We start from the raw sequence: 23798 nt of genomic DNA, 5'->3' as shown, positions 1-23798 counted from the left end.
ATGACTTATTGCTTATATAATTTCCTTATAAAAAAAGATAGAAGAATTTTAATAAAATTCTTCTATCTTTTTAACTCAATATTATTTCCTAACTATTAATGAGAACATCCATCATGATTACATTTATGATTACTTGAGAATTCTTTTAATTCTCCATTCTTATATAAGTTTAAATTATCTTCTATAGTTCCCTCAACTGCTTTAAATACTTTAACTCCCATTGAATTTAATTTTGTAATAGCTCCTTGACCAATTCCACCTACAACTACAGCATCTATAACTTCTCCTGATAATGCTTTAATAGGTTGACATTTTCCATGTTCATGTCCTAAGTCTCCGTTTCCTATAGTGTTAACCTCATTACTTTCTAAATTGAAAATTAAAAATAAAGGTGCTGTACCAAAATGACCATACGGAATGCTTTTTACCCCATTATTCTCTTTTACTGGAAAACATATTTTCATTGATAACTCCTCCTTAAATATCTCACTATGAGAACATTTTTTATGTTTACATTCTTTAAAGCACTTAAATTTTCTTATATTGGATATTTGTATATTTTTATTTTCTTTAATATCATTATTTATTAACTTTTCTAAAAAATTTATTGAATCTTTTAATGCCACTTCATTTAAATCATAAATTATATGATATCCAACTTTATATCCTATAATAAGTTTAGCTTCTTTTAATATTTTTATATGTTGTGATATAGCAGCTTCTGTTACATTTAAATGCCTTGCTATACCTTTAGAACACATTCCTCTATTTAATATTAAAAGTAAAATTTTCATTCTTGTTTCATCACCAAGAGCTTTAAATAATTGTATAGTTGTTTCCATAAAAACTCCTCATTTTTTAATTAAGCATTTGCTTAATTAAATTATAGTACTCTTTATTTTAATTTTCAATACATTTTATTCCAATAAATATTTTATATTGGTAATTAATAAAAAATCCCTATAGAATAAACACTGTATGTCTCTATTCTATAGGGATAACTTATATTACCTCTAAATTATTAATTTTATTTTTAATCTTTTAATTTAACTATCCTATTATTTCTAAAACATAACTCTTAAATTCCTCAAAGTTCCCCTCTACTATAGAAGCCCCCTTATTTATTTTTCCACTAATAAAATTATACTCTGCTGCACCATAATTAAAGCTTGCACTTGAAACTATAATACTTGATTCCGTAATTCTATATGTAGTATTATTCTCTACTATTTCCTTACAAAATTTAATAAATCCCTCTGATTTTTCTCTATTTCCATTAGAGGCTATAGTTAACGCAAATTTAAATAAATTATATCCTCCTCTTAATGGAATCATAGAACCATTTGCCATATAAAAAACTTTACCCATATTATAAAAGTATTTCATTACGCCAAAATTTATAGTTTTATATTCAAAGTTTATTTCTAAACCTTTGTCTACAAATTCTTTTAAACTTTCAGCAATTCCTTCAAAAGCTTTTGATTCACTAGTTAAATTATTATTTATTACTTGTTTAAATTTAAAAAAAGAATTATCTATATCTCTATCTTTGTCTACAATAGATCCATTTATTTCAACTCTATATTCATCATTTTCATATATTAAAGCAATCTTATTATTCATATTGCACCCCTTTTATTATTTAATAATAATTATCATATCATAATTCATATTTCATTTCAATAAATTATTCTTTAGACTATTCTGATTTTCTTACATATTATATATGACTTATTACTTTTATCTTAAGTTTTCCTTATAGATTTAATATCCCCATTGATATTGTTTTCTAATTGAGTATATAATCTAAATAGAATAATTTTAAATTTTATTATGTATAGGAGATGATTTTATATATGAAAAGAATTTTTTTAATTCTTTCATCTTTACTTGTTGTATTTTTAGGGATTGGTCTTTTTATTAAATTTAATACCTCTTCTAAAGATCAGAAAATTTTTCTTTCAAATCATAACAATACTGAAGGTGCTAAATTTTTAAATAATTTAAATGCATCAATTCCTAAGGAAGAAAATTTAAAACCTTTAACAGCTATTCCGTATGAAGTTAATTTATATTTAAAGAAAAGTAAGTTAACTTTCAAAAATGAATTACTACATAAATCCAATAGATATTATGTGCCACTAAATGAATTTTCTAGTTATCTAGGTAAAGATGTTGTATTAGATGGAAATAAAATTAAAGTTTCTGATAATTCTACTATAGATATTTCTAATAGAAATTATGAAAAAGATGGACAAATTGTTTCATTAAGAGGAGATATTCAAAAAATTAATGAAGAATATTACATTTCTTTTTTTGATATTTGTGATATTCTAGACCTTAAAACTTATTGGGATTATCAAAAAAATACTATTTATATAAATAATAAAAAGGATAAGAAAGAGAAAAAAGAAAAAAAAGAGAAAAAAAATAAGAAAAAAGCCTATATAAGATTCGAAGACTTCACTGCTGGAGATGTTTATAATAAACAAGAAACACTAGATAAAATTAGAATAGTAGCTGATTATATGAAGGATGAATCCGAAAACTTTAGTTTATCTTGGGTTCCTAAATATATTAGTTATACAAATAATAAAGATAATGATATTTCTAAAGATATGTCTATGATAAATGCTAATTTTGTCTTTACTCTTGACTACTTAGTTAATAAAGGTGCCATAGTTGGACTACATGGATATACTCATCAATATGGAAGTAACGATAGTGTAATTAGTTCTGAGTTTGGTAAGGATGGATATAGTGATCCAAAAGAAATTAGAAACAGAGTCCAAGCTGCTTTAACTATTGCATCTAAACTTAATATTCCATGTGACTATTGGGAAACCCCTCATTATATAGCTACACCTGAGCAACAAGCAATATTTGAAGAGTATTTTAATATAATATATGAGCCTTTTATAGGTGTATATAATAAAAAAATAATTACTAGTGAAAGAAATGGTGTTACTAAATTTATTCCTGCTCCACTAAGTTATGTTAAAGATAGAGATGCTGCTTCAATGATTAAAAGTATGGAAGAAAATACTTCTGATACAGAAATGAGTTTATTCTATCATCCAAGTAAGGAAATAGATAGCATTCATTTATCTGTAGATACTAATGGAATAATTAATTCTACTTATGATGATAATTCTATTCTTAAACAATTAGTAATTTCCGCAAACAAATTAGGATATACTTTCTCAAGTATCAAAGAATAAACTATAAAATTAAAAATAAGTTATCTTTTGATGATTTAAAATCATTAAAGATAACTTATTTTTTATAGTTTTATTGTCCTATCACTAATTGCATTTACATCTTCTATATCATGAGTAACGAAAATACAGGTTGTATTAGATTTTTTAATAATATCTCTAAGTTCTTCTCTAATTTTTGTTCTTAAATGACTATCAAGATTGCTAAATGGTTCATCCATTAAAAGTACTGATGGTTTTGGTGCTAAAGCTCTTGCTAGAGCAACTCTTTGTTGTTGTCCTCCTGATAATTCATATGGATATCTAGTTTCATATCCTTTAAGATTCACTAAATTTAAAACTTCATCTACCCTTATTTTTTGTTCTTTTTTTGAAAGCTTATATAGTCCAAATTTGATATTTTCATATACAGTTAAATGAGGAAATAATGCATAGTCTTGAAATAACATTCCAACTCCTCTTTCCTCTGGCTTTAAAAAGTTTGTATTATTTACAACAACTTTATTATTTATAATTATCTCTCCACTATTTGGCTCTTCAAGTCCTGCAATTAATCTTAATATTGTACTTTTTCCACAACCACTAGCTCCTAAAATAGCGACTATTTCACCTTTTTCTATCTCAATAGAAAAATCATTTATAACTAAACTATCAGAATTATCATATTTAAAACTTAAATTTTTAACTTTAACTTGCATTTTTTTCACTCCTTTTATAACTTACTTTTTGGAAAATATAAATTGATATAATACTTACTATAATTATAATTAAAGCTGGTATGGCTGCTTCATGTAACCTTTCATCATTTGCAAATTTATATGTTTGAGTTGCAAGAGTTTCAAAATTAAATGGTTTTAGTGTCATTGTTAAAGGTAATTCCTTTAATATATCTACAAAAGTTAAAATAGCTCCACTTACTATAGCTCCCTTTATCATCTTCATATCTACTTTAAAGAAAGTTTTTGTTACACCTAGCCCTAACATTCTAGATGCTTCAAAATATTTGTTTCCAACTTTTTCGAATCCAGATTCAATATTATTAAATCCTACTGCTAAAAATCTTATTACATATGCAAAAATTAATATTACAACTGAACCACTTAATACTAATGTTTTATTTGTTATTCCGAATCCCTTATATACTTCTACTAATCCTCTATCAATTGAAACAAATAAAACTATTACACCAATAGCTATAATAGCTCCTGGTATTGAGTATCCAATAGTTATTATTTTACTAAAAGCTTTAGAAATTTTTGATTTATTCATTCTACAGAAGTTAGCAACAACTACTCCAAAGAAAATTATTATTATAGTTGCTACAGCTGCTACAAATACTGTATTTTTTAATAATTCAATGAAATTATGATTTAGTACATTTTTATAACTTAAAAATGCCCAATTTATCAACTGAATTACAGGAATTAAAAATGACAATGAAAATATAATACCACAAACTAAAAAAGCTAATAATCCTTTTATTCCCTTTAACTCTTCTCTTTTTATAGGCCTTACCTTACTAGTTGTATATGAATATTTTCTTCTTCCCCTAAAAATATTTTCTAAAACCATTAAGGCTATAACAAACATCATTAATATACCTGATAGTCTTATTGCAGTATTTACATCTCCCATACCAAACCAAGTTTTAAATATTGCTGTAGAAAATGTACTTACTCCATAATAATTTACTACACCAAAATCACTAAACACCTCTAAGATAACTAGTGTTAAACCAGCTATTATAGATGGTCTTGATACAGGCAATATAATTTTAAAAAATATAGATGTAGGTTTATGCCCTAAAATTCTTGCATTTTCTATAAGTGCTGAACTTTGATTTTCTAAAAATGCCTTAGTTATTATATATACATATGGAAATAAGAAAAATGTAAATATAAATATAGCTCCATTTAAAGACATTATATTAAAATATTTTTGTTCTAAAGTTAATCCAAAACTATTTCTTAATATTTTTTGTACAACTCCTGTATAACTTAACATCCCTGAATAAGTATATGCTGCTATATATCCTGGAATAGCCATAGGTAACATTAATGCAAAACTAAAAAATTTTCTTCCTCTGAATTCATACATACTTACTATCCAAGCTAAAAATACTCCAATTATTAAAGTAAATAAAGCTGTAAATAAAGCTATTTTTAATGAGTTTACTGTATATTCTTTTAATAAAAATTCTTTTACATGAAACCAGTTATCATTTGGTTTTTCGAATAAATTAATTATAATATCTACTGTAGGCATTAAAACCAATAAAATACCTAATAGGCTTAAAATTGCCCATCCATTAATATTCTTTTTTAAACTTCTCCTAAATCTATTCATTTCAAATTCCATCCCGTTTCTAAAATTAGTTAAAGCTAGGAATTTCTACTCCTAGCTTTCCTAAGAAATTTATTTATTTCTACTTCCAACCTACTTTATTCATTATTTCAACTGCTTTTGCATTATATTCTCCTAACAGTGAAAGATTTATTTTTTGAGCTTTAAAATCTCCCCAAGACTTTAATAATTCTGATGGTTCAACAGTAGGATTTGCTGGATATTCAAAATTAGTTTCAGCAAATTCCTTTTGAGCTTTTTCTCCTGATAAGAACTCCATAAATTTAATTGCATTTTCTTTATTCTTACTATTCTTAGTTAACCCTATAGCACTAACATTTACATGTGTTCCAGTTGTATCTTGGTTAGGGAAAAATACTCCAACTTTATTTCCAACCTTAACTTCTTCTGGATCTGTAGAATGTATAAGCTTTCCTACATAATAAGTATTCATTATAGCTACATCACCTTCTCCAGCAACAACAGCCTTTGCCTGATCTCTATCACTTCCCTTTGGATCTCTAGCAAAATTTTCAACTATTCCCTTAGCCCATTTTTCTGCTGCTTCTTCTCCATTTACAGCTATAAACGAAGCTACTAATGATTGATTATATATGTTGCTTGATGATCTTGTTAACACTTTACCCTTCCAATTTGGTTCTGTTAACGCTTCATATGTAGATAATTCATCTGGCTTTGTTCTTTCCTTATCATAAACTAAAACTCTAGCTCTAACCGCTAAACCAAACCAATTATTATCTTTATCTCTTAAATTATCTGGTATATTTTTCTTTAATACCTCTGACTCTACAGATTGAAGTAATCCCTTTTCTTTAGCTACGTGTAATCTACCTGCATCAGCAGTTATAAATAAATCTGCTTCAGTATCCTTACCTTCTCTTTCTAATCTTTCTAATAATTCATCTGGATTTCCTGCAACAACATTTATTTTAATTCCCGTTTCTTTAGTAAATTCATTATATAAAATATCATCTGTATCATAATGTCTACTTGTATATAAATTTAGTACTCCTGACTCTTTTTTTTCATCTACATTTTTAGTTGAGCATCCAACAAATACTCCTACTGACAATGTTGCTGCAATTATTCCAGCTAATAGTTTTTTCTTTTTCATCCTAAATCCACCTTTTCTTTTTCTTTCGATAATCTATATCACCTGATATTTATTATCACTTTGTATATAAAATACCATAGCTTTCTAACACTGTCAAGAGTAATTGATATTATTTTTCAATTGCTTACTTATATCATTTAATTCTTTTCTAATTTATTTTCTACTATAATTTTTATTATTTCTTTTAAAATATACTAAAAAACTATATACTAGAATTATAGAATATATGAACTAATTGTAAGAGTTAATAAATTAGAAATTGTTAGATAAGTTGGTGAAATTAAATGAACTATATAATATATGATTTAGAATTTAATCATGAATTCACAAATAATAGAGATGGAAAAAAATCTTCTAACTCTAGTCTTATGTTTGAAATAATACAAATTGGTGCTGTAAAGCTAAATGAGAATTTTGAAAGCATTTCAACTTTTAATGCTTTAATAAAACCTACTCTTTATACTTCCATTCATCCTTATATAGAAAATTTAACTAAAATAACTTCTAAAAGTCTTTCTTTATGTAAAACTTTTCCTGAAGTATTTAATGAATTTATAAGATTTATTGGTGAAGAAAAAGCTATTCTTTGTGTTTGGGGAACTGCTGATATTAAAGAACTTCTAAAAAATATTAAATATCATAATTTAAACTATCTATCTCTTCCGCTGGAATATATAGATATTCAACAACATGCTTCAAAAGCCCTTAAAGCTCCTAAGGGTTGTAGAATTGGTCTTAAAAGTTCAGTTGAAATGTTAAATATAAGTATAAATAATGATTTTCATGATGCCTTTAATGATGCATATTATACTTCTAAGGTTTTTAAGCATATTTATAATCCATCAATAAAACCTTTAGTTTATACCCTTCCTATATCGAGAAGAAATAAAATTCCTAAAAGTAAAATTGATAATACTGCCTTAATAAAGCAATTTGAAAAGATGTATAATAGAAGAATGTCACAAGAGGAAATTTCTATAATAAAACTTGCTTATACTATGGGTAAAACAAATCAATTTCTTGTAAAATAAAATTTTTAACTTCAACGCCACATTGCGACATTTTTCTCATTCTTCTTTTGATATAATTCATAATACTAGTAAATATTTATTAAATATTCACTTAATTACATTATTCAAAGGAGTACTAAATGAAAAATAAATTATCTTTTAAGGCAAATAAGAAGTTATTTTTAGCTATTTTTATAAGTATTTTACTCGGAAGTGGAATAGGAATTTTAGGAACTACTAACTCTGATAATTTTAATAAACTACTTGCTAAGAATACTAAACTTATTAATGAAATTGAAGAAACTAACGCTACTATAACAACTTCTCAAAAAAATTTAGATGTTATCTTATCAAAAAAGAATAATCTTACTAATAAAAAGCTAAGTCTATTAGAAAATGAAAGTAAAATTAAAGAAGAAATAAAAAGACTTAAAAGAAAAGAAGAAAAAAGTTTACAGAAAAAAGAGGATATTGCTCTCTTAACTAATCAACCTAATTTTTATTCTGAAGATAGTAAAAGTAACTTAGATATTAAGGTTTGGAAAATTGATAATAGTTCAAACTATCATTTCCACAACACTTGTCTTAAGGATTCATCTAATAAGATGCAACAAATTACTTTAAGTGAAGCTAAAGCTTTAGGACTATCACCTTGTCCAAAATGCTTATAAAAGGTTTTATATAAAATGAAAAATATATCAAAATTTTTATTAAATAACAAAAAAGAAATAATAGCTTCAATAATTTTCTTTTTTATTTCTTTAATTTTAGTCACTTTAAATAGAGTTAGTTTAACTGAATTTCAATTACTTAATGATGAATATAATTCAAATATAAATTTACTTAATAATAATAAAAATAAATATGAAATTTTAAATAAAGAATCTATAAATCTAAAAAAAGAATTAGAAGATTTAGAAAAGTTTTTTAAAGAAAGATCTCATTAAGATTATGTTTATATAAAAAGGGCTAGTGAATATTATCTCACTAGCCCTTTTATAAATTATAATTTTTTTCTATCATTTTTCTTTTTTAATAGTATATTTGTATTTAAAGTTTCTTTTCCATTTATGTCTTTTTCTTGCTTATTATTTTTTTCTTTTTTTCTTTTTTTATTATTTTATCCTTAACGCTTATTTCTTTATGAAATTTAGCTTTTTCTTCTTTTTTTGTTTTATTATACATTTTCTTTTTCTTAAAATCTGTTTCTATTTTATTTACTTTAAATTCCTTAGGCTTTTCTGCATTTTCTTTTAGTTTTAAATTCTTATTTTTCTTTTTTATAAGTTTAATAAAATCTAAATTTAATCTTCTATACGTAATATCTAACATAAATAGCATAATACTCAAAATTAAAAGCGGTGTTGTTAAGTTTATCTTTTTATATTCTTTTTCTAAGTTTCCTATAAAAACTTCTTCTGGCTTATTTATAAAACTACCTTTAGTTTCTTTTACAACTACATCTAGCTTTTCTGCATTTTTATTAAATTTAAACTCCTCTGAGTATTGAAGAGCAAAACCACCTTTATAACTATTCTTAACTTTTCCATCCTCTTCTTCTCTTACACTAAAATTATAAAACCCTAAACTGTCTAATGGAATATTAGCCTCAAATTTACCTGGCTCAACTTGATTTAATTCAAAGTTCCCCTCTTTGCCATTTTCACCGTTATATATTCCATTTACTTTAACTCCATCTTTTATTTTATCATTATAAAATTCTACTTTAGCTTCATTACCTTCTTGAGTAATAATAAGGCTTCCTTCTTCTCCATACTTAGGTATTGTAAAATAAACCATATTTTTAACTAACTGAGGTCCATATTCCCATGATAAATAATTTCTACTCCATTGCCCATTTATATCTGAAGTAAAGCTTACTGTTTTACCAATTCCATATTGCCATGCTGCAAGAACTGGCTCATCATAGCTTGAACTTAATATTTCTATAGCATTTTCCTTTATCGAAGTTCCTATATATCCAAGTAAAGATGGAATCCCCTCTGATGTTCTAACCCCTGCTAGTATTTCATGATTGCTTAAAATTTTAGGTGTAAATTCCTTATTTATTATATAAGTTCCAGCTGATAAAAGTACTTCTTTTGCAAATATCCTAGGTATATCTGTATATATATCTGTATAATAACTTCTTCCTTTTCCTACTTGTGCAAGATCTGCTAAAAGTGTAGAGTTTGAGTCTTCTCCAACACCAACAGTTGAAAGTGTTATATAATTTGCATTAAAGTCACTAAGCAAAGGTGAGTAAGTAGTAAATGGTACTCCATCTTGCCCATCTGTTAAAAGAATTGTATGCTTTATTTTCGCATTACTTCCCATTTGCATACTATATCCTTCATTTAAAGCTGGATAAATTGATGTTCCGCCTCTAATTTGTATTCCTGAAATAAGTTCCTTTATAGTATCCTTATTTTCTACCTTTTGAAGTGGTACAACAGTATCATAAGTATCATCAAAAGCAATTACCGATATCTCATCTATAGGTCTTAAGTTTTCTAGTGCTTTCATAGCAGCTTCTTTTGCTAATGTTAGTTTGCTTACTCCACCGCCTTCTCCGCTCATACTTCCAGACTTATCTATAATTAAATTTAAACTTATAGATGGTATTTCATTCTCTCCTTTTTTTTCCATATTTACTGGTAATACTTTTTCTAGTGATGTATCTTTATATCCTCCAAGAGCATATGAGTCTTCACCACCAAAAGTTATAAGTCCTCCACCATAATCTTTAACATAGCTTTCAACAGTATCCATAAATCCATTATTTAAATCATCTCTATGAACATCATTTAACACTATTGTTTTATATTCTAAAAACTCATTTAAATTTCTTGGAGCTGAATTAGGTGATATTTTCTTTATATTAGCTCCTGAAGTAGTAAGAATTTGCTCTAATGCAGTTGAGTCTCCATTTATTCCATTAATAATTAATATATTTGGTTTATCAACTACATTTGTAAAGGCACTAAATTCATTATTTATCTTACTTGTATCACCGTCAGCTTCTACTAATACTCTATATCCTTTAAATCCACCTGATTTTTGTTTATCTTTAAATACAAATGAATTTTTTCCCTTTTGTATTTGAACCTCTTGCTCTCCTACCTTATCTCTACCTGAGAATAAAATTAATTTTGCTTTAGTTTGATAATTTGATTCTAGATTTATTAAAACTGAAAATTCTTCTCCAATTGAAATATTATCTGGAATTTTTACGTTATCTACATAAATTTCATTTCCTTTTTCCCCTGTAACTTTAGATACTTTAAAATCTATTTTTTGTTCACTTATCAATGGTATTGTTTTTAATATATCGCCTTGATTTTCTTCTCCATCAGTTATTAAAACAATTCTCTTTGATGCTCCTTTATCAAATAAAGTTAATGATGCTTCAATTGCCTCTTGAATATTTGTAGCTGTAATAATGGGTTTTTCATTAAGTGTTTTATATTCTTTTTTCTTATCTAGAACTTTATCTACTTTAGTAGTATCTCCAAATATTATAACCCCTGCCTTATTTCCTTTAGGCATTTTCTCTAAAGCATTATTTATAAAAATTTCTCCTGACTCTTTAAAATCTCCCATACTTTCTGAAACATCTAATAAAAATACAGTGGAAATATTTCTTCCCTTAATATTTAAAGTAATATTTCCAAGGGATAATACTAAAAGTGTAAATATTACTATCCTACTTATAAATATTATAAGCTCATTTTTATTTCCTAGTTTATACTTCTTATAGGAGGAGTACATAAATATAACTACTAGTGGAATAAATATTAAAGCATATAAATTTCCAATTTCTATTTTCATTCTTTCCCTCCTAATTTCCTCTTTTATACATAATCCATTCAATGGCTACTATTAAAATCCCAAGTATTATAAGTATTGGTGAAATATTTAAACCTCTCTTTAAAGTAACTTTTGTAGTACTTATATTTTCACTCTCTAAAACCTCTTGAATATTTGTATTACTTTCCTTTTCTGATGGAAAATTAACTGCAAATAACTCTTTTTCATCACCAGAAGTTAACTTATATAAACCAAGATTCTTATCTACTTTTACATCATCTCCTGATTTTATATTTTCACTTTCTCCATTAGGATAAGTTAAAGTAAGCTCACCATCCACGCTCTGTCCTTTTGCTATTACTTTTTCTCCAGATTTAAAATCACTTTTATATAACATTCCTGTTGAAATTAAATTTTCTCCTAGCTCATACATAAGTATTGGGAATTCTTTTTTAAGAGCAAAGTCACTATTATGAAGATCAAAAGATAGTGCTGCAATTTTTCTATCTTCTATTTCTCCTTTAAATCCAATTGATTTACCATCTATACTTAAAAAAGATTTACCAAAGTATGGAACATCTATTACTCCATAATTTGATAGTGTAAATTTAGTATCTTCTAAGTACTTAGAAATCTCTCCCTTTACTCCTGATGCTTCTCCTATTTCTCCACCATCTAAAACTTTAAAGAATTCATTTGAATTTGGATTAATAAATAATAAACTTCCCTTTGATGGCATTACATCTGGAGTTACTCCGTCAAATATATAAAGATCATAATTATCTCCACTTGTTAAATTAGAAACATCATTTGTTTTATATACTTCTGTATTTTGAATACTAGCAAATGCTTTCTCTAAAAATACATTTTGTTCTGTAACTATTAATATCTTATTTATCTTTTTCTTACCTACAACATGATAATAGCTGTTATCTTCATTTATAATATCCTTTTTTGAAAGTTCTCCTTTTAAATACCCACTTTTATAATTTTCTAAATTAAATGTTAGTGTTTTCTTTTCACCCTCTTGTAAGGTTAATGATTCAACATTTATAAGTTCCTCCTCATTATAAAGTGAAAAATCCCCCTCGTAGCTTCCGCTTCCTTTATTGGAAACTGTTGCAATTACCTTTATAGTATTATCTATAAACTTATGTGAAATATTATCTATAGAAGCATTTAAACCTGAATTTGCTAATTGAACTACTTTTCCATTTATGTCTAAAAGATCTATATTTTTATCTGTAAAGATTAAAGCCTCATACTCCTCTCCAATCCCTTGACCTATAGCCTTTATAAATGAAAGAGATTCATTTATATCTCCTGGTTTATAACTCTGTGTTATTCCATTTATAACTTTACTTGAAATTTCTTTATCAAAATCTCCATTTAATAATAAATTACTATTTCCATCATAGGATATTATATATGCGTTAGTTCCATCCTTTGTAGTTTCTAAAAACTCTAAAGCTAATTTTTTACTTTCTTCTAACCTTGTATTTCCATTATAAATAGTACTCATACTTGCTGTATTGTCTATTACTATAACTACATTTTTATAATTTTTACCACCAAAGCTTAAAAAAGGTTTCATTAATGCTAAAATTATTAATAAAAGTACTATTAATTGTAAAAGTAACATTATATTTTTTCTAAGCTTTTCCCATGGTGTGTTAGCCCTTGTATTTTTATAAACTTCCTTCCATAATATAGATGAAGAAATCACCTCTTCTTTATACTTCCTTTTTAATATATAAAGCATTATAAGTAGAGGAATTGTTACTAATAAAAATAACGGCCACAAATTTGTAAATACCATAACTTCCTCCCATTAATAAAGTACTTTCTTTTTACTAAATTTATCTAATATTATTTCCTCAATTGAATTAGATGAACTTATACTTATAAATTTACCTCCATACTTTTTAGTTAAATCCTCTACACTTTTATTATAAAGTTTTAAAGTATTTTTATATTCTTTAATAAGACTTGGAGTTAAACTCATCTTAACTTCCTCTCCTGTTTCTGAATCTATAAGAGTTACCTCATTTGAAAATTCTGGATTAATCTCTTCCTCTGAAAGAACTTGAACTAATACTATTTGTTGTTTTTTAAAAGCTAAATATTTTAAACCATCTTCTAAATCCGTTAAACCTTGATTATTTAAAAAATCTGATACAACAATTGAAACTCCCCTACTTGCCAATGGTCTTTTCTTTATACTTTTAGAAAGATTTGTTTTCCCATTAAATTCAATAGATTCAAGTTCTCTTAAAATTCTTTGAAATCCCTTATTTCCTGTTGCAGATTTTATACTTTGAATATTTCCATCGTCCATTGTATTTATATTTACTCTATCTAAATTATTTAAAGCTATATAACTTAAAGCTCCAATAACTTTTAACGCAGTATCTTTTTTATTTTTTTCTCCATAATCCATTGATTTGCTTTTATCTAAGAAAAAATTAAATACACCTTCTCTTTCTTCCATAAAAACTTTTATAAAAAATTTATCAAATCTTCCGTAAGCATTCCAATCTATTCTCCTAAAATCATCACCAGCTGCATATTCTCTATAATCAGAGAATTCAACTGAAACACCTTTAGCTTTAGACTTTCTTCCTCCCTGAGTACCATTAGAAAGCTTAAAATTAATATACATATTAATTTTATTTAGCTTCTTAAAAAAGTCCTCATTAAATATTTTTTCATCCATACCTACACAACCTTTAAGTCTTCTAGTATTTTATCAATAATACTCTCTTCAGTTAAACCTTCAGTTATAGCATCAAAGTTTAATATAATTCTATGTCTTAATACTGGATATGATAAAATTTTTATATCATCAAATGATACATTTAATCTACCATCCATTATCGCTCTTACTCTTGCTCCACTTATTATTCCTTGGGCAGCTCTTGGACTTGCCCCTGCTTCCACATATTTTTTAGCTACTTCATGTCCCGATTCAACTTCTGGATGAGTTGCTAATATAAGTTTTAATGCAAACTCCTTTACTGGTTCTGCAATTTTCACTTCTTTTATGGCTTTTCTTATTTCTACTATTTCATTTGCTTCTAAGATACTATTTATTTCAGTAGTATTATTTGTAAGAGTCAAATCCATAATTTCTTTTAGTTCCTCTAGATTTGGAAATTCAACATTTAATTTAAATAAAAACCTATCTAATTGTGCTTCTGGAAGTGGATATGTTCCTTCTTGTTCAATAGGGTTTTGTGTTGCTAATACCATAAATGGATTTGGCATTTTATATGTTTTTTTACCAACAGTTACTGTTTTTTCCCCCATAGCCTCTAGTAAAGCTGATTGAGTTTTTGGTGTTGCTCTATTTATTTCATCTGCTAATAGAAGATTCGTAAAAATAGGTCCTTTTTCAAATCTAAAGGTTGTGTTATCTCCTTCCTTTGCAACAATATTTGTTCCAACAACATCTGCTGGCATTAAATCTGGGGTAAATTGAATTCTAGAAAAACCAAGATTCAAGACCTTTCCAATTGTTTTTACAAGTTGAGTTTTACCCATACCAGGCATCCCTTCTAAAAGTACATTTCCCTCTGCAAATATTGCTACTAAAACATTTTTAACTATATCTTTTTGACCTATTATACCCTTAGCAATTTCTTCTTCACACATTTTAATTTTCTCTGAAATATATATTATATCTTTCTCATTAATTTCCATAACTTTCACCTCTTAATTTAATCCTTCAAAATAGTCTTTTATAAGATTTTTTAAACTTTCTGGTAAATTACTATTATTCGCACCTTCTAATGCACTATTTGTGTAATCACCAATAACCTTATCATAATCAATTTTTGATCCGTCCATATTTAGTCCATTTTGACTTTCTACCTTCTGTGAATCACCAGATTGATTTTTATTTCCAGTAAGATTCGAATCATTACCTTCTTTTCTTCCTGGAATATATACTCCTTCACCCTTTTTATTTTCTAAGTCATTTTTATTTCCTACTGTACTTCCTGTATTCCACCCAGTTCCTTGACCTGCTCCTTGACCCTGACCTTGGCCCTGACCATTTCCTTGACCCTGACCTTCACCTTCGCCATCTCCTTGTCCTGTACCATTTTCTTTATTACTATTCTTATTTGATGATGAGTTTTTATTACTATTATTTTTTGCCTTTGATATTGCATTGCTAAGACTTTCCTCATTTAATTTACCATCTAATACTGAACTTGATGCATTCTCTAACGCCTCTGAAAGTTCTTCATCACTTATTTCCTTCGATGATTTTGAAAGTGAATCTGACAATTTATTAAGATCTGCAGTGCTCATATTTTTCAAAGATTTTTTTATATCACTTAAAGCTTTCTCTACGGCTCCTTTATCATCCGACATAATAGATTCTCCAAGCTTTTTAGATTGTTCTTTTTTCATAAGCTTATTAACAAGCTTATTTAAATCTTTTTTTGCTTCTTCTTCCTTTTCCTTATTAAAATTATCTAATAAGTTCTTTTTCATTTGTTCTAATACTTTTTTTCCTTTTTCACTCTTCGCTTCGTCCTTTTTGCTTTCTAACTTTTTTTCTAATCTTTCTAAAGTCTTATTAAGTTCAGCTTTTTTTAAGCTCTCCTTAACTTCTTTTTTTGCATCTTCTAAAATCTTTTTAACTTCTTCCTTTTCCTTTTCATCTAAATGCTCAATCTTTTCTATTTCTTTTTTCTCTTTTTCTATATTTTTAATTATCTCTTTTTGATAACTATGAAAACCTCGTATCTTTTCAGCATCTCTTTTTGAATCTGTATTTATAAAAAGAGTTCCAAAACACATTAATATCAGCCCTATTATTAGGTAAATTTGCTTTTTCTCTACTGATATTTTAAGATTTTCTTTTAAATTAAAATCTTTAATTGCATTTACTGTATCTTCCTTTTGTGCAATTGCAATTTTATCATCACAATTAACTAATTCTAATGATGTTATTACTCTTTCTTTAAGTCCTTTTGAATCAACAATTAATGCAACTTTTTTTCTATTTGGCGCTTTTATAAATCCATATATTAAAGATATAATTAATCCTAATATAATTAATCCTATTGAAACTTCCTCTACATAAGGGAATGTTATAAATAAAGAAACTAATAATAAGCAGAAACTTAAGCATAGCATCAATTTTAAAGCTGCTATGCTTAAGTTTAATAAGAAGTTTAGCTTTATTCTTTTAGAAGCCTTATCTATAAATATTGAAATAGCTTTATCTAAAGAATTCATTTTACTTCTCCCTTACTTTTTTCTTTCTTTTAAATATCCTTGCAGTATTTAGTGGATTCAACTTTATTGATGCTAAATATATAAATATTCCACTTAAAACTAATTGAATTCCTATTGATATATATTCAGCATAAATTGATAATCCAAAAGAATCTATCATATATGAAAAGTTTCCTAATGATCCTACTTGACTTGTAAGCATGCCTAAAAAACCTGTAACTGGACTTAAATAAACAATCATTGAAACCTGTGGTGGACTTACTTGTACTTGCCCATTTATTTTTGCCATTGCTAATAAGAAAATTACCCAAGCAATTATTAATGTTCCTAAATAAATAAATAATACAATTCCATAAGTAATTGCTGTTGCAACCTTTGAAGTTTTAATATAAGTTGATATAAATACTCCAATAGATCCTACAAAAATAGTATTTATTATAAAAAATATTATTAACTTTAATATATTTGATATTGTAACTCCACCAATTAATCCACATATTGCATATAATGGCATTGTGCATACTATAAGCATAACTACCTTAAGTGAAGATGATAAAACCTTTCCTATTATTATTTGAAGTGGAGTTAATTTACTGGATAATAATATATCTAGGGTTTGCTTTTCTCTTTCCGAGCATATTGCTGTAGAAGTTAATGATGGTACAATAAACATTAATAATACTGCTTGACCTATAGCCATCCCAATATATAAAATTATTGATTGATACAAATCTAATCCATTTGTATAAACTGTATCATTAAAAGCTTTATAAAATACTAATACTCCTATTGATAAAATTGCTATATATGCAAATATCATTAACGTAAATCTTGGAGTTCTAACTGTAAGTTTACTCTCATTTCTTAAAACTGGATTTATTCTCATTTAATCTCCCCCCCTAATTGTTATCATCTTCTGTTATTTGGATGAATATATCTTCTAAATTAGTTGTAGCTCTTGTAAATGATATAACAGGTATATCTTTAAGAACTAGTGATCTTAATATATTTTTACCTTCTTCATCTGAGCCTAATATATTGGCAGTAATTTTATTTCCATCAAGAGAAAGTTCTTTAACTTCTGGCATTTCTCTAAGAATTTTAATACATTCTTCTGGATTTTCTATAACTGTAATAACAAATGGAGATGATCCTGATGCCTTTATCATAATTTCATCAACAGTTCCATGACAAACTATAGTTCCATTTTTAACTATTCCAATATTAGTACATACTTCTCCAAGTTCTGGTAGTATATGAGATGAAACTATTATAGTTTTTCCCATTTCTTTAAGATTTTTAAGAATTCCCTTCATTTCAAATCTTGCCCTTGGATCCATACCTGATGCAGGCTCATCTAATATTAGAAGTTCTGGATTATGAACTAAACATCTTGCAAGACATAATCTTTGTTTCATTCCTCTAGATAATCCATCAACATTTGCATTCCACTTATCCTTAAGGTTTACAAGTTCTAATAAATCCATTGATAAACGTCTTGCCTCATCTCCTACAATTCCATATATTGAAGCATAAAACTCTAGATATTCTATTGCCTTTAAATTATCATATACTCCAAAGAAATCTGGCATATATCCAATTTTTTCTTTTAATGCTTTATTATTCTTTATAGCGTCTATACCATCAACATATACTTCTCCACTATCTGGGGAAAGTAATCCTGATATTATTTTCATAGTTGTACTTTTTCCAGCACCATTAGGTCCTATAAATCCAAAAATTTCTCCTTTTTTAATTTCAAGGTTTAAACCATTTAATGCTTTAAAATTTCCATATGATTTTTCAAGATTTTTAATAACTAACATTATTTCTCCCTCCCCTTAACAGTTATCTTTGGTATTCTACTTTCACCCTTACTATCTTCTACTAAAACTTTAATTCTAAGTTCATTATTATTTACATAACTCTCTATATTTTCCAAATTTAATACCGTATCTTGACTTAACGATATGTTATCATAACTATCAGTTTTATAATTGTAAACAAAATATTCTCCTGCACCTTCATATCCATGTCTACTAACATCTTTCTTAACACCTATATTGCTAATTTGTATGTTATTATCTATTTTATACTGAAAAACTACCTCTCCATTACCAAATATACTACCATTATTTGACTCTATATGAACATTAACGCCAGATGATAATATGTCTTCTTTAAAAAATCCTAATGGAAAATTTATATTTCCTTCTTTATCTTTAAAATCTAATTTAATTTTTTGTGTAATTACTGTAGTATCAAATTTTGAAATAGAAGTATTATTAAAATTTATACCATAATCTATAGGAACCTCTGTTATTGCAACTAATTTTGATTCATTACCAGTATTAATTTCATTTGAAAGAACATTTAATAAATTTGAATATCTGTATACATTTTTAAATTTTTCTGACTTTAATGACTCCTTATCACGCCATCTAGCTTCATAATAATTTTGCATTAAATTAACGGAATAATTTAATAACCCATTACTTTCACTTAACTTTACCTGTTCTAAGGATAATTCTTCTCCTTTTTTAATATATCCAAGATCCCAGACATTTTTGCCTGCAACTAAAAGAAGTTTATTTATATTTCCATCTAAATTATTTTTAACTTTACCATTTAAATCTCCACCATCAAAATTAAAGCTTGCTTCTATTTTAGAAACAATCTCATTTTTACCATAAATATCAAACATCTTCATTTCTAATGCACTACTATCATCAAATGTAAAATATGAATTATTATTTTTATAAGTAGTTTTAACTCTTAATTTATTTAATTTTGGCTCCTCATTTCCACCATAAAAATAATTTTGTTCATTTAAATAATTTATTGTTATATCTTGTGGTTTTTCTAAAATTACATCATTTTTATATTTAGTTCCAATTCCTAAATACCCATTAACTACACCATTTCCTTTTTCATCTACTGAAACCATATTTACTTGGTTTAAAATTATATCATTAACTCTTGTTTTACTTCCAATTAAATATATAACTATTGAAAATACAATTGCAATAATAGGTACGGCAATCCATGTTAAATCTCTCTTTTTAAGTTTCTTTAAGACAATATACAGTATTACTCCTATAATAACTGCATATATACTAAGCACTATAATAAGCACATTTGTACTTACAACATTATTTATAGGAATACTCTTTATTATATCTTTCATTTCGTATGAATAATTATGTCCCGATCCATTCATGTTTTTATCATACATTTTATTAAAATTGTCACTTAAAACAATACTCCAAAGCTCATTTGCATCTTTTGATGATATTAATGGTTCAAGACCTAAGTCAAATGTTGAAATTAAAACTTGCCCATTTCCTTTGTCAATTGAATAGATTAATGGTTCTTTTTCACTTTCAAATCTTACTTTAGAATTTTGTATATTTAAATTTGATTTTATTAATTTTAATTTATCCTTAAGTAATGTAATATCCTTTTCATTAGTTCCAGAAGACTTTATATCTAAAAAACTTTTATCTATTGAATTTATAGTTTTACTTTCATTTGCGCCTGCTCCAATAATTAAAGTACCACCTTTACTTATCCAAGCATTTAAACTATCGTATTGTTCTTTTTTCAAGTTTCCCATATTATAATTATTTATAAATATTAAATCTAAACCATCTATGTTTAAACTATCATTTCCAATTATATCTTTATCTAATTTTACACTTTTTATTTTTCCTGGATCTCTATTAGTTACATCAAATGATACATCCCCCAAATATCCTAAAGATGTAGGATCATCTGTTAAAATACCAGCAAAAAAATTATTTTCTTTTACTCTTCCTTCTGAAATAATTGCCTTCTTTTCTAAAATACTTTTATTATTTTCCATAAGATTAACTGTTATTTTGCTTGATTCATTTGTTATTTTAACTGGTATATTTACTTTATAACTTTCACCTTTTATTAAATTAACTTCTGTACTATAAGCATCATATCTTCCTTGTTCAATACTAGCTACCCTTACTTCGATTTCTCCTTTAAAATCTCTTTCTAAACTTTTAATATCAATTGTAATAGGAATATATTTCATGGCTCTATACTGTCCATCAATTCCATAGCTTATTTTTACTTCATAGTTTTGTTCTTCATTACTTTTTGCACTAATTTTTAATGTTGGAAAAACTAATGCTATAGCTAAAAATAAAACTATAGTAGTAATAAAATTCTTCTTTAAAAATTTCTTCATATTATTCTTCCCCCTAAGTTACTTAATTTTTTTCCCACATTTTTAATGTTATCCTATACATTACAATTTAACCTTAACATTTCCTTAAAATTTCCTTATTTTTTATTCTTAAAATTTGATTATTCATTGTAATAATAAAATAGTTTTATTATTATTTTATATTTTAACATAAATACGTAAATTATTCCTATTTTGTTAAAATCAGAAAATATTTTTGATTTATACAAAAAACCTCTCTATTTGCATTTATATTTTTACTTCTTTGCAAATAAAGAGGCTTTATTGTTATTTAGGTAATTTTATTGTAAATGTACTACCTTTATTTATCTCACTTTTTAATTCTATTTTTCCCTTATGCATTTCTACAATCTTTTTTGTTATGGCTAATCCTAGTCCACTACCACCACTAGAATTTCTAGATATATCTCCTCTTACGAATTCATAAAATATATTTTCTCTTAAAGATTCTTTCATTCCCTTACCATTATCACTTACTATTATTATAATTTCTTTTTCTTCTTCTTTTAATGATATACTTAAAGTTGTGCCAGCATCATTATATTTTAAAGAATTTATAATTAAATTTCCTATTGCTCTTTCTAATTCTTTTGCTGCTATATTACAATATATAGGCTCTTCAATGTCTAATACCAAATCAAATCCATTTTCTTCCATTTCTCCGTAATATAAAGCAGCTATTTCTCTTATAAAATCTCCTATTTCTTCTCTTTTTAAAATTATTTTATATTCTAAGCTATCTATTTTAGTAAATAAAAATAACTCATTAATTAAATAATTTAATCTTAATGTTTTATTATAAATATATTCAAGATAAACTTTTTGCTCCTCCTTATCCTCTACCCTTCCATCAACTAATGCTTTTGAGTAACCCATTATAGATGTTATTGGAGTCTTTATATCATGAGCTATATCTCTAATCATACTTTTTTTACTTTTTTCAACTTCTTTTTTAGAATTTTCTGCTTCTTGAAGTTTTTTAACCATAAAATTGAAACTATCTTTTATAATATCTACTTCTTTATATGTATTAAAATTTAATCTTACATTATAATCTCCAGATGTCATAGAATTAATTCCTCTTTGTATTTTTCTAAGTGGAACTGATACTGACTTTATTGATTTATAAAATAATCCATACATTGCAAGAATCATAAAAATAATAGCTATACATAATGAAAATATAATAATTTCATAAAATCTTGTTCCTATACTCTTTTCATATAATTTTTCTGTTAATAAAAAACTACCATTAGGAACTTTTACTATATATACCATTGAATTATCATTATTTTTATACGCTCTTGAATCGTATTTAACGTTATCTTCTCTAACCATTTCATCATATTGATTTATAATATTTATTATACTATAATCTTGTATATCGTCTTTTTTTTCTCCTATAACTTCTACTACCTTATTATCCTGTATTTTTTCAATCCATCCACCAACTCTTGTTATAACTTCAGTATTAATATCTTTATAGTTTTCTACAAAGAAATTTTCTTCAATTAACATTCTTTCTGTATCTGTTAATGATAGATATGACTCTATACAATACATTGAAATTAAAATAAAAATCCCCATTGATATAAGTAATATTATTAAAGCATATAAATAATGGAAAAAGAATATTCTAAATAAACTTTGATTAAATCTATATTTTTTTATCTTCAAATCTATAACCTATTCCCCTTATAGTTTTTATATATTTAGGACTTCTACTATCATCTTCAATTTTATCTCTTAAGTTACTTATATGAACCATTATTGCATTATCATCATGTAAATACTCTTCATTCCATACCTGTTCAAAAAGATTTTTCTTTGTTAGAACTCTATTTTTATTCTCCATAAAAAGTTCAAGTAGCTTAAACTCTTTATAGGTTAAAATAACATCTTGTCCATCTTTAGTAACCGATGCTCTTCCTTTATCTATTGCTAAGTCTCCAATTTTAATAATATTTTCATGAGGTTCTATATTTTTAAGAGAATAACATCTTCTAAATTGAGCATTTACCCTAGCTATTAGCTCTAAAGGATCAAATGGTTTTGTAACATAGTCGTCAGCCCCAATGTCTAACCCTAAAACTTTATCATAGCCTTCACTTTTTGCAGATATTACTATTATAGGTATATTAGATATTTTTCTTATTTCTCTTATTAAAGTGTATCCGTCTAAACCAGGCATCATTATATCAACTATAGCTAATCCTATATTATTATTTTTAAAAATTTCTAAAGCATCAATACCGTTATATGCTTTTAATAATATGTACTCTTTATTTCTAAAATAAAGCTCCACAAGCTCTACTATTTCTTTTTCATCGTCTACTACAAGTATTTTTTTACTCACACTATTTCTCCCTTTTAAATTAAATTTACCTAAATTATTATTGTATATTATTAAATAGTATATCTCAATTCTTAAGATAATATTTCCTAATTCATAAGTTTACCTTAAGAATGTTTTTTTTGTATATTTTTGGATTTTTTTGTGTTGACATTGTTTTTTTACCATGCTAAAATCTGTTTTATTCATTGGAAAGTTACAAGAAAATATTATAAATTAATAATAGACCTTATTAATATTAAGTTCAACTTATCCCTTTTACTTTAGCTACTATTAGGTTAGGTCTTTATTTATAATTATATTTTTGTAAATACAAGGTACATTTCCCAGGTATTTTGTATATAATAAGCTAATGAATGTTGTTTTTTCATTAAAATTAGCTAGTATGTTATTACTAGCTAAATATTTCCCAATCAAAGCCTTATAGTAAGTTTAC

The 23798-nt window shown here is 25.9% G+C and carries 19 protein-coding genes; 4 read left to right on the top strand and 15 right to left on the bottom strand.

Going from position 1 to position 23798, the window contains the following annotated elements:
• Positions 1 to 95 precede the first annotated feature (95 nt).
• Together ACYQ1T_RS12015 and ACYQ1T_RS12010 are read right to left on the bottom strand one after the other, a co-directional pair.
• Entirely contained in the window at positions 96 to 842 is a 747-nt protein-coding gene (locus ACYQ1T_RS12015) for a metalloregulator ArsR/SmtB family transcription factor (protein WP_459835057.1), read from the bottom strand.
• Positions 843 to 1050: 208 nt separating this feature from the next.
• Complete coding sequence (locus ACYQ1T_RS12010; RefSeq protein ID WP_459835054.1) at positions 1051 to 1623, bottom strand: hypothetical protein; 573 nt, start codon at positions 1621 to 1623, stop codon at positions 1051 to 1053.
• Positions 1624 to 1856: 233 nt separating this feature from the next.
• Between ACYQ1T_RS12010 and ACYQ1T_RS12005 the strand changes: the two genes are divergently transcribed.
• Positions 1857 to 3221: a DUF2334 domain-containing protein gene (locus ACYQ1T_RS12005; RefSeq protein ID WP_459835052.1), complete on the top strand. Its 1365-nt coding sequence runs from the start codon at positions 1857 to 1859 to the stop codon at positions 3219 to 3221.
• Positions 3222 to 3283: 62 nt separating this feature from the next.
• Here ACYQ1T_RS12005 and ACYQ1T_RS12000 read toward each other — a convergent pair whose 3' ends face one another.
• The 3 genes from ACYQ1T_RS12000 to ACYQ1T_RS11990 all read right to left on the bottom strand — a co-directional run bounded on the left by ACYQ1T_RS12000 (position 3284) and on the right by ACYQ1T_RS11990 (position 6696).
• Complete coding sequence (locus ACYQ1T_RS12000) at positions 3284 to 3916, bottom strand: ABC transporter ATP-binding protein (RefSeq protein ID WP_459835049.1); 633 nt, start codon at positions 3914 to 3916, stop codon at positions 3284 to 3286.
• Positions 3906 to 5564 (bottom strand): ABC transporter permease, encoded by a 1659-nt coding sequence (locus ACYQ1T_RS11995; protein WP_459835047.1) that lies wholly within the window; start codon positions 5562 to 5564, stop codon positions 3906 to 3908. The genes ACYQ1T_RS12000 and ACYQ1T_RS11995 overlap by 11 nt, the downstream gene beginning before the upstream one ends.
• Positions 5565 to 5643: 79 nt before the next feature.
• The gene (locus ACYQ1T_RS11990) at positions 5644 to 6696 is read right to left on the bottom strand and encodes a Fe(3+) ABC transporter substrate-binding protein (RefSeq protein ID WP_459835045.1); all 1053 of its coding nucleotides are present in this window, start codon (positions 6694 to 6696) and stop codon (positions 5644 to 5646) included.
• A 284-nt stretch (positions 6697 to 6980) separates the two neighbouring features.
• Here ACYQ1T_RS11990 and ACYQ1T_RS11985 point away from each other — a divergent pair, with 284 nt between their 5' ends.
• The 3 genes from ACYQ1T_RS11985 to ACYQ1T_RS11975 all read left to right on the top strand — a co-directional run bounded on the left by ACYQ1T_RS11985 (position 6981) and on the right by ACYQ1T_RS11975 (position 8653).
• The gene (locus tag ACYQ1T_RS11985) at positions 6981 to 7727 is read left to right on the top strand and encodes a 3'-5' exonuclease (protein ID WP_459835043.1); all 747 of its coding nucleotides are present in this window, start codon (positions 6981 to 6983) and stop codon (positions 7725 to 7727) included.
• A gap of 119 nt (positions 7728 to 7846) precedes the next feature.
• The gene (locus tag ACYQ1T_RS11980; protein WP_459835040.1) at positions 7847 to 8377 is read left to right on the top strand and encodes a hypothetical protein; all 531 of its coding nucleotides are present in this window, start codon (positions 7847 to 7849) and stop codon (positions 8375 to 8377) included.
• A 15-nt stretch (positions 8378 to 8392) separates the two neighbouring features.
• Complete coding sequence (locus tag ACYQ1T_RS11975; RefSeq protein WP_459835038.1) at positions 8393 to 8653, top strand: hypothetical protein; 261 nt, start codon at positions 8393 to 8395, stop codon at positions 8651 to 8653.
• A 121-nt stretch (positions 8654 to 8774) separates the two neighbouring features.
• Here ACYQ1T_RS11975 and ACYQ1T_RS11970 read toward each other — a convergent pair whose 3' ends face one another.
• The 10 genes from ACYQ1T_RS11970 to ACYQ1T_RS11925 form a co-directional block, all read right to left on the bottom strand.
• Entirely contained in the window at positions 8775 to 11537 is a 2763-nt protein-coding gene (locus tag ACYQ1T_RS11970) for a VWA domain-containing protein (RefSeq protein WP_459835035.1), read from the bottom strand.
• A 10-nt stretch (positions 11538 to 11547) separates the two neighbouring features.
• Entirely contained in the window at positions 11548 to 13335 is a 1788-nt protein-coding gene (locus tag ACYQ1T_RS11965) for a vWA domain-containing protein (protein WP_459835033.1), read from the bottom strand.
• 12 nt (positions 13336 to 13347) lie between these two features.
• Positions 13348 to 14232 carry a DUF58 domain-containing protein gene (locus ACYQ1T_RS11960; protein ID WP_459835030.1) on the bottom strand — a complete coding sequence of 295 codons (885 nt, stop codon included), beginning with the start codon at positions 14230 to 14232 and terminating at the stop codon, positions 13348 to 13350.
• A 2-nt stretch (positions 14233 to 14234) separates the two neighbouring features.
• Entirely contained in the window at positions 14235 to 15218 is a 984-nt protein-coding gene (locus ACYQ1T_RS11955; protein WP_459835028.1) for an AAA family ATPase, read from the bottom strand.
• Positions 15219 to 15230: 12 nt separating this feature from the next.
• Positions 15231 to 16769, bottom strand: a complete 1539-nt coding sequence (locus ACYQ1T_RS11950; RefSeq protein WP_459835025.1) for a pectinesterase — start codon at positions 16767 to 16769, stop codon at positions 15231 to 15233.
• 1 nt (position 16770) lies between these two features.
• Positions 16771 to 17655: an ABC transporter permease gene (locus ACYQ1T_RS11945; protein ID WP_459835022.1), complete on the bottom strand. Its 885-nt coding sequence runs from the start codon at positions 17653 to 17655 to the stop codon at positions 16771 to 16773.
• A 13-nt stretch (positions 17656 to 17668) separates the two neighbouring features.
• Complete coding sequence (locus ACYQ1T_RS11940) at positions 17669 to 18595, bottom strand: ABC transporter ATP-binding protein (RefSeq protein ID WP_459835019.1); 927 nt, start codon at positions 18593 to 18595, stop codon at positions 17669 to 17671.
• Positions 18595 to 20991 (bottom strand): hypothetical protein, encoded by a 2397-nt coding sequence (locus ACYQ1T_RS11935; RefSeq protein WP_459835016.1) that lies wholly within the window; start codon positions 20989 to 20991, stop codon positions 18595 to 18597. The genes ACYQ1T_RS11940 and ACYQ1T_RS11935 overlap by 1 nt, the downstream gene beginning before the upstream one ends.
• A gap of 285 nt (positions 20992 to 21276) precedes the next feature.
• Positions 21277 to 22686, bottom strand: a complete 1410-nt coding sequence (locus ACYQ1T_RS11930) for a HAMP domain-containing sensor histidine kinase (RefSeq protein ID WP_459835013.1) — start codon at positions 22684 to 22686, stop codon at positions 21277 to 21279.
• On the bottom strand, positions 22667 to 23365 hold the full coding sequence (locus tag ACYQ1T_RS11925) for a response regulator transcription factor (protein ID WP_459835011.1): 699 nt from the start codon (positions 23363 to 23365) through the stop codon (positions 22667 to 22669). Before ACYQ1T_RS11925 ends, ACYQ1T_RS11930 begins: the two co-directional genes overlap by 20 nt.
• Positions 23366 to 23798: the final 433 nt, after the last annotated feature.

Source organism: Clostridium carnis (assembly GCF_054657435.1).
Note: the sequence above shows the minus strand (reverse complement) of the source record. Positions and strands in the feature narration are given on the sequence as shown.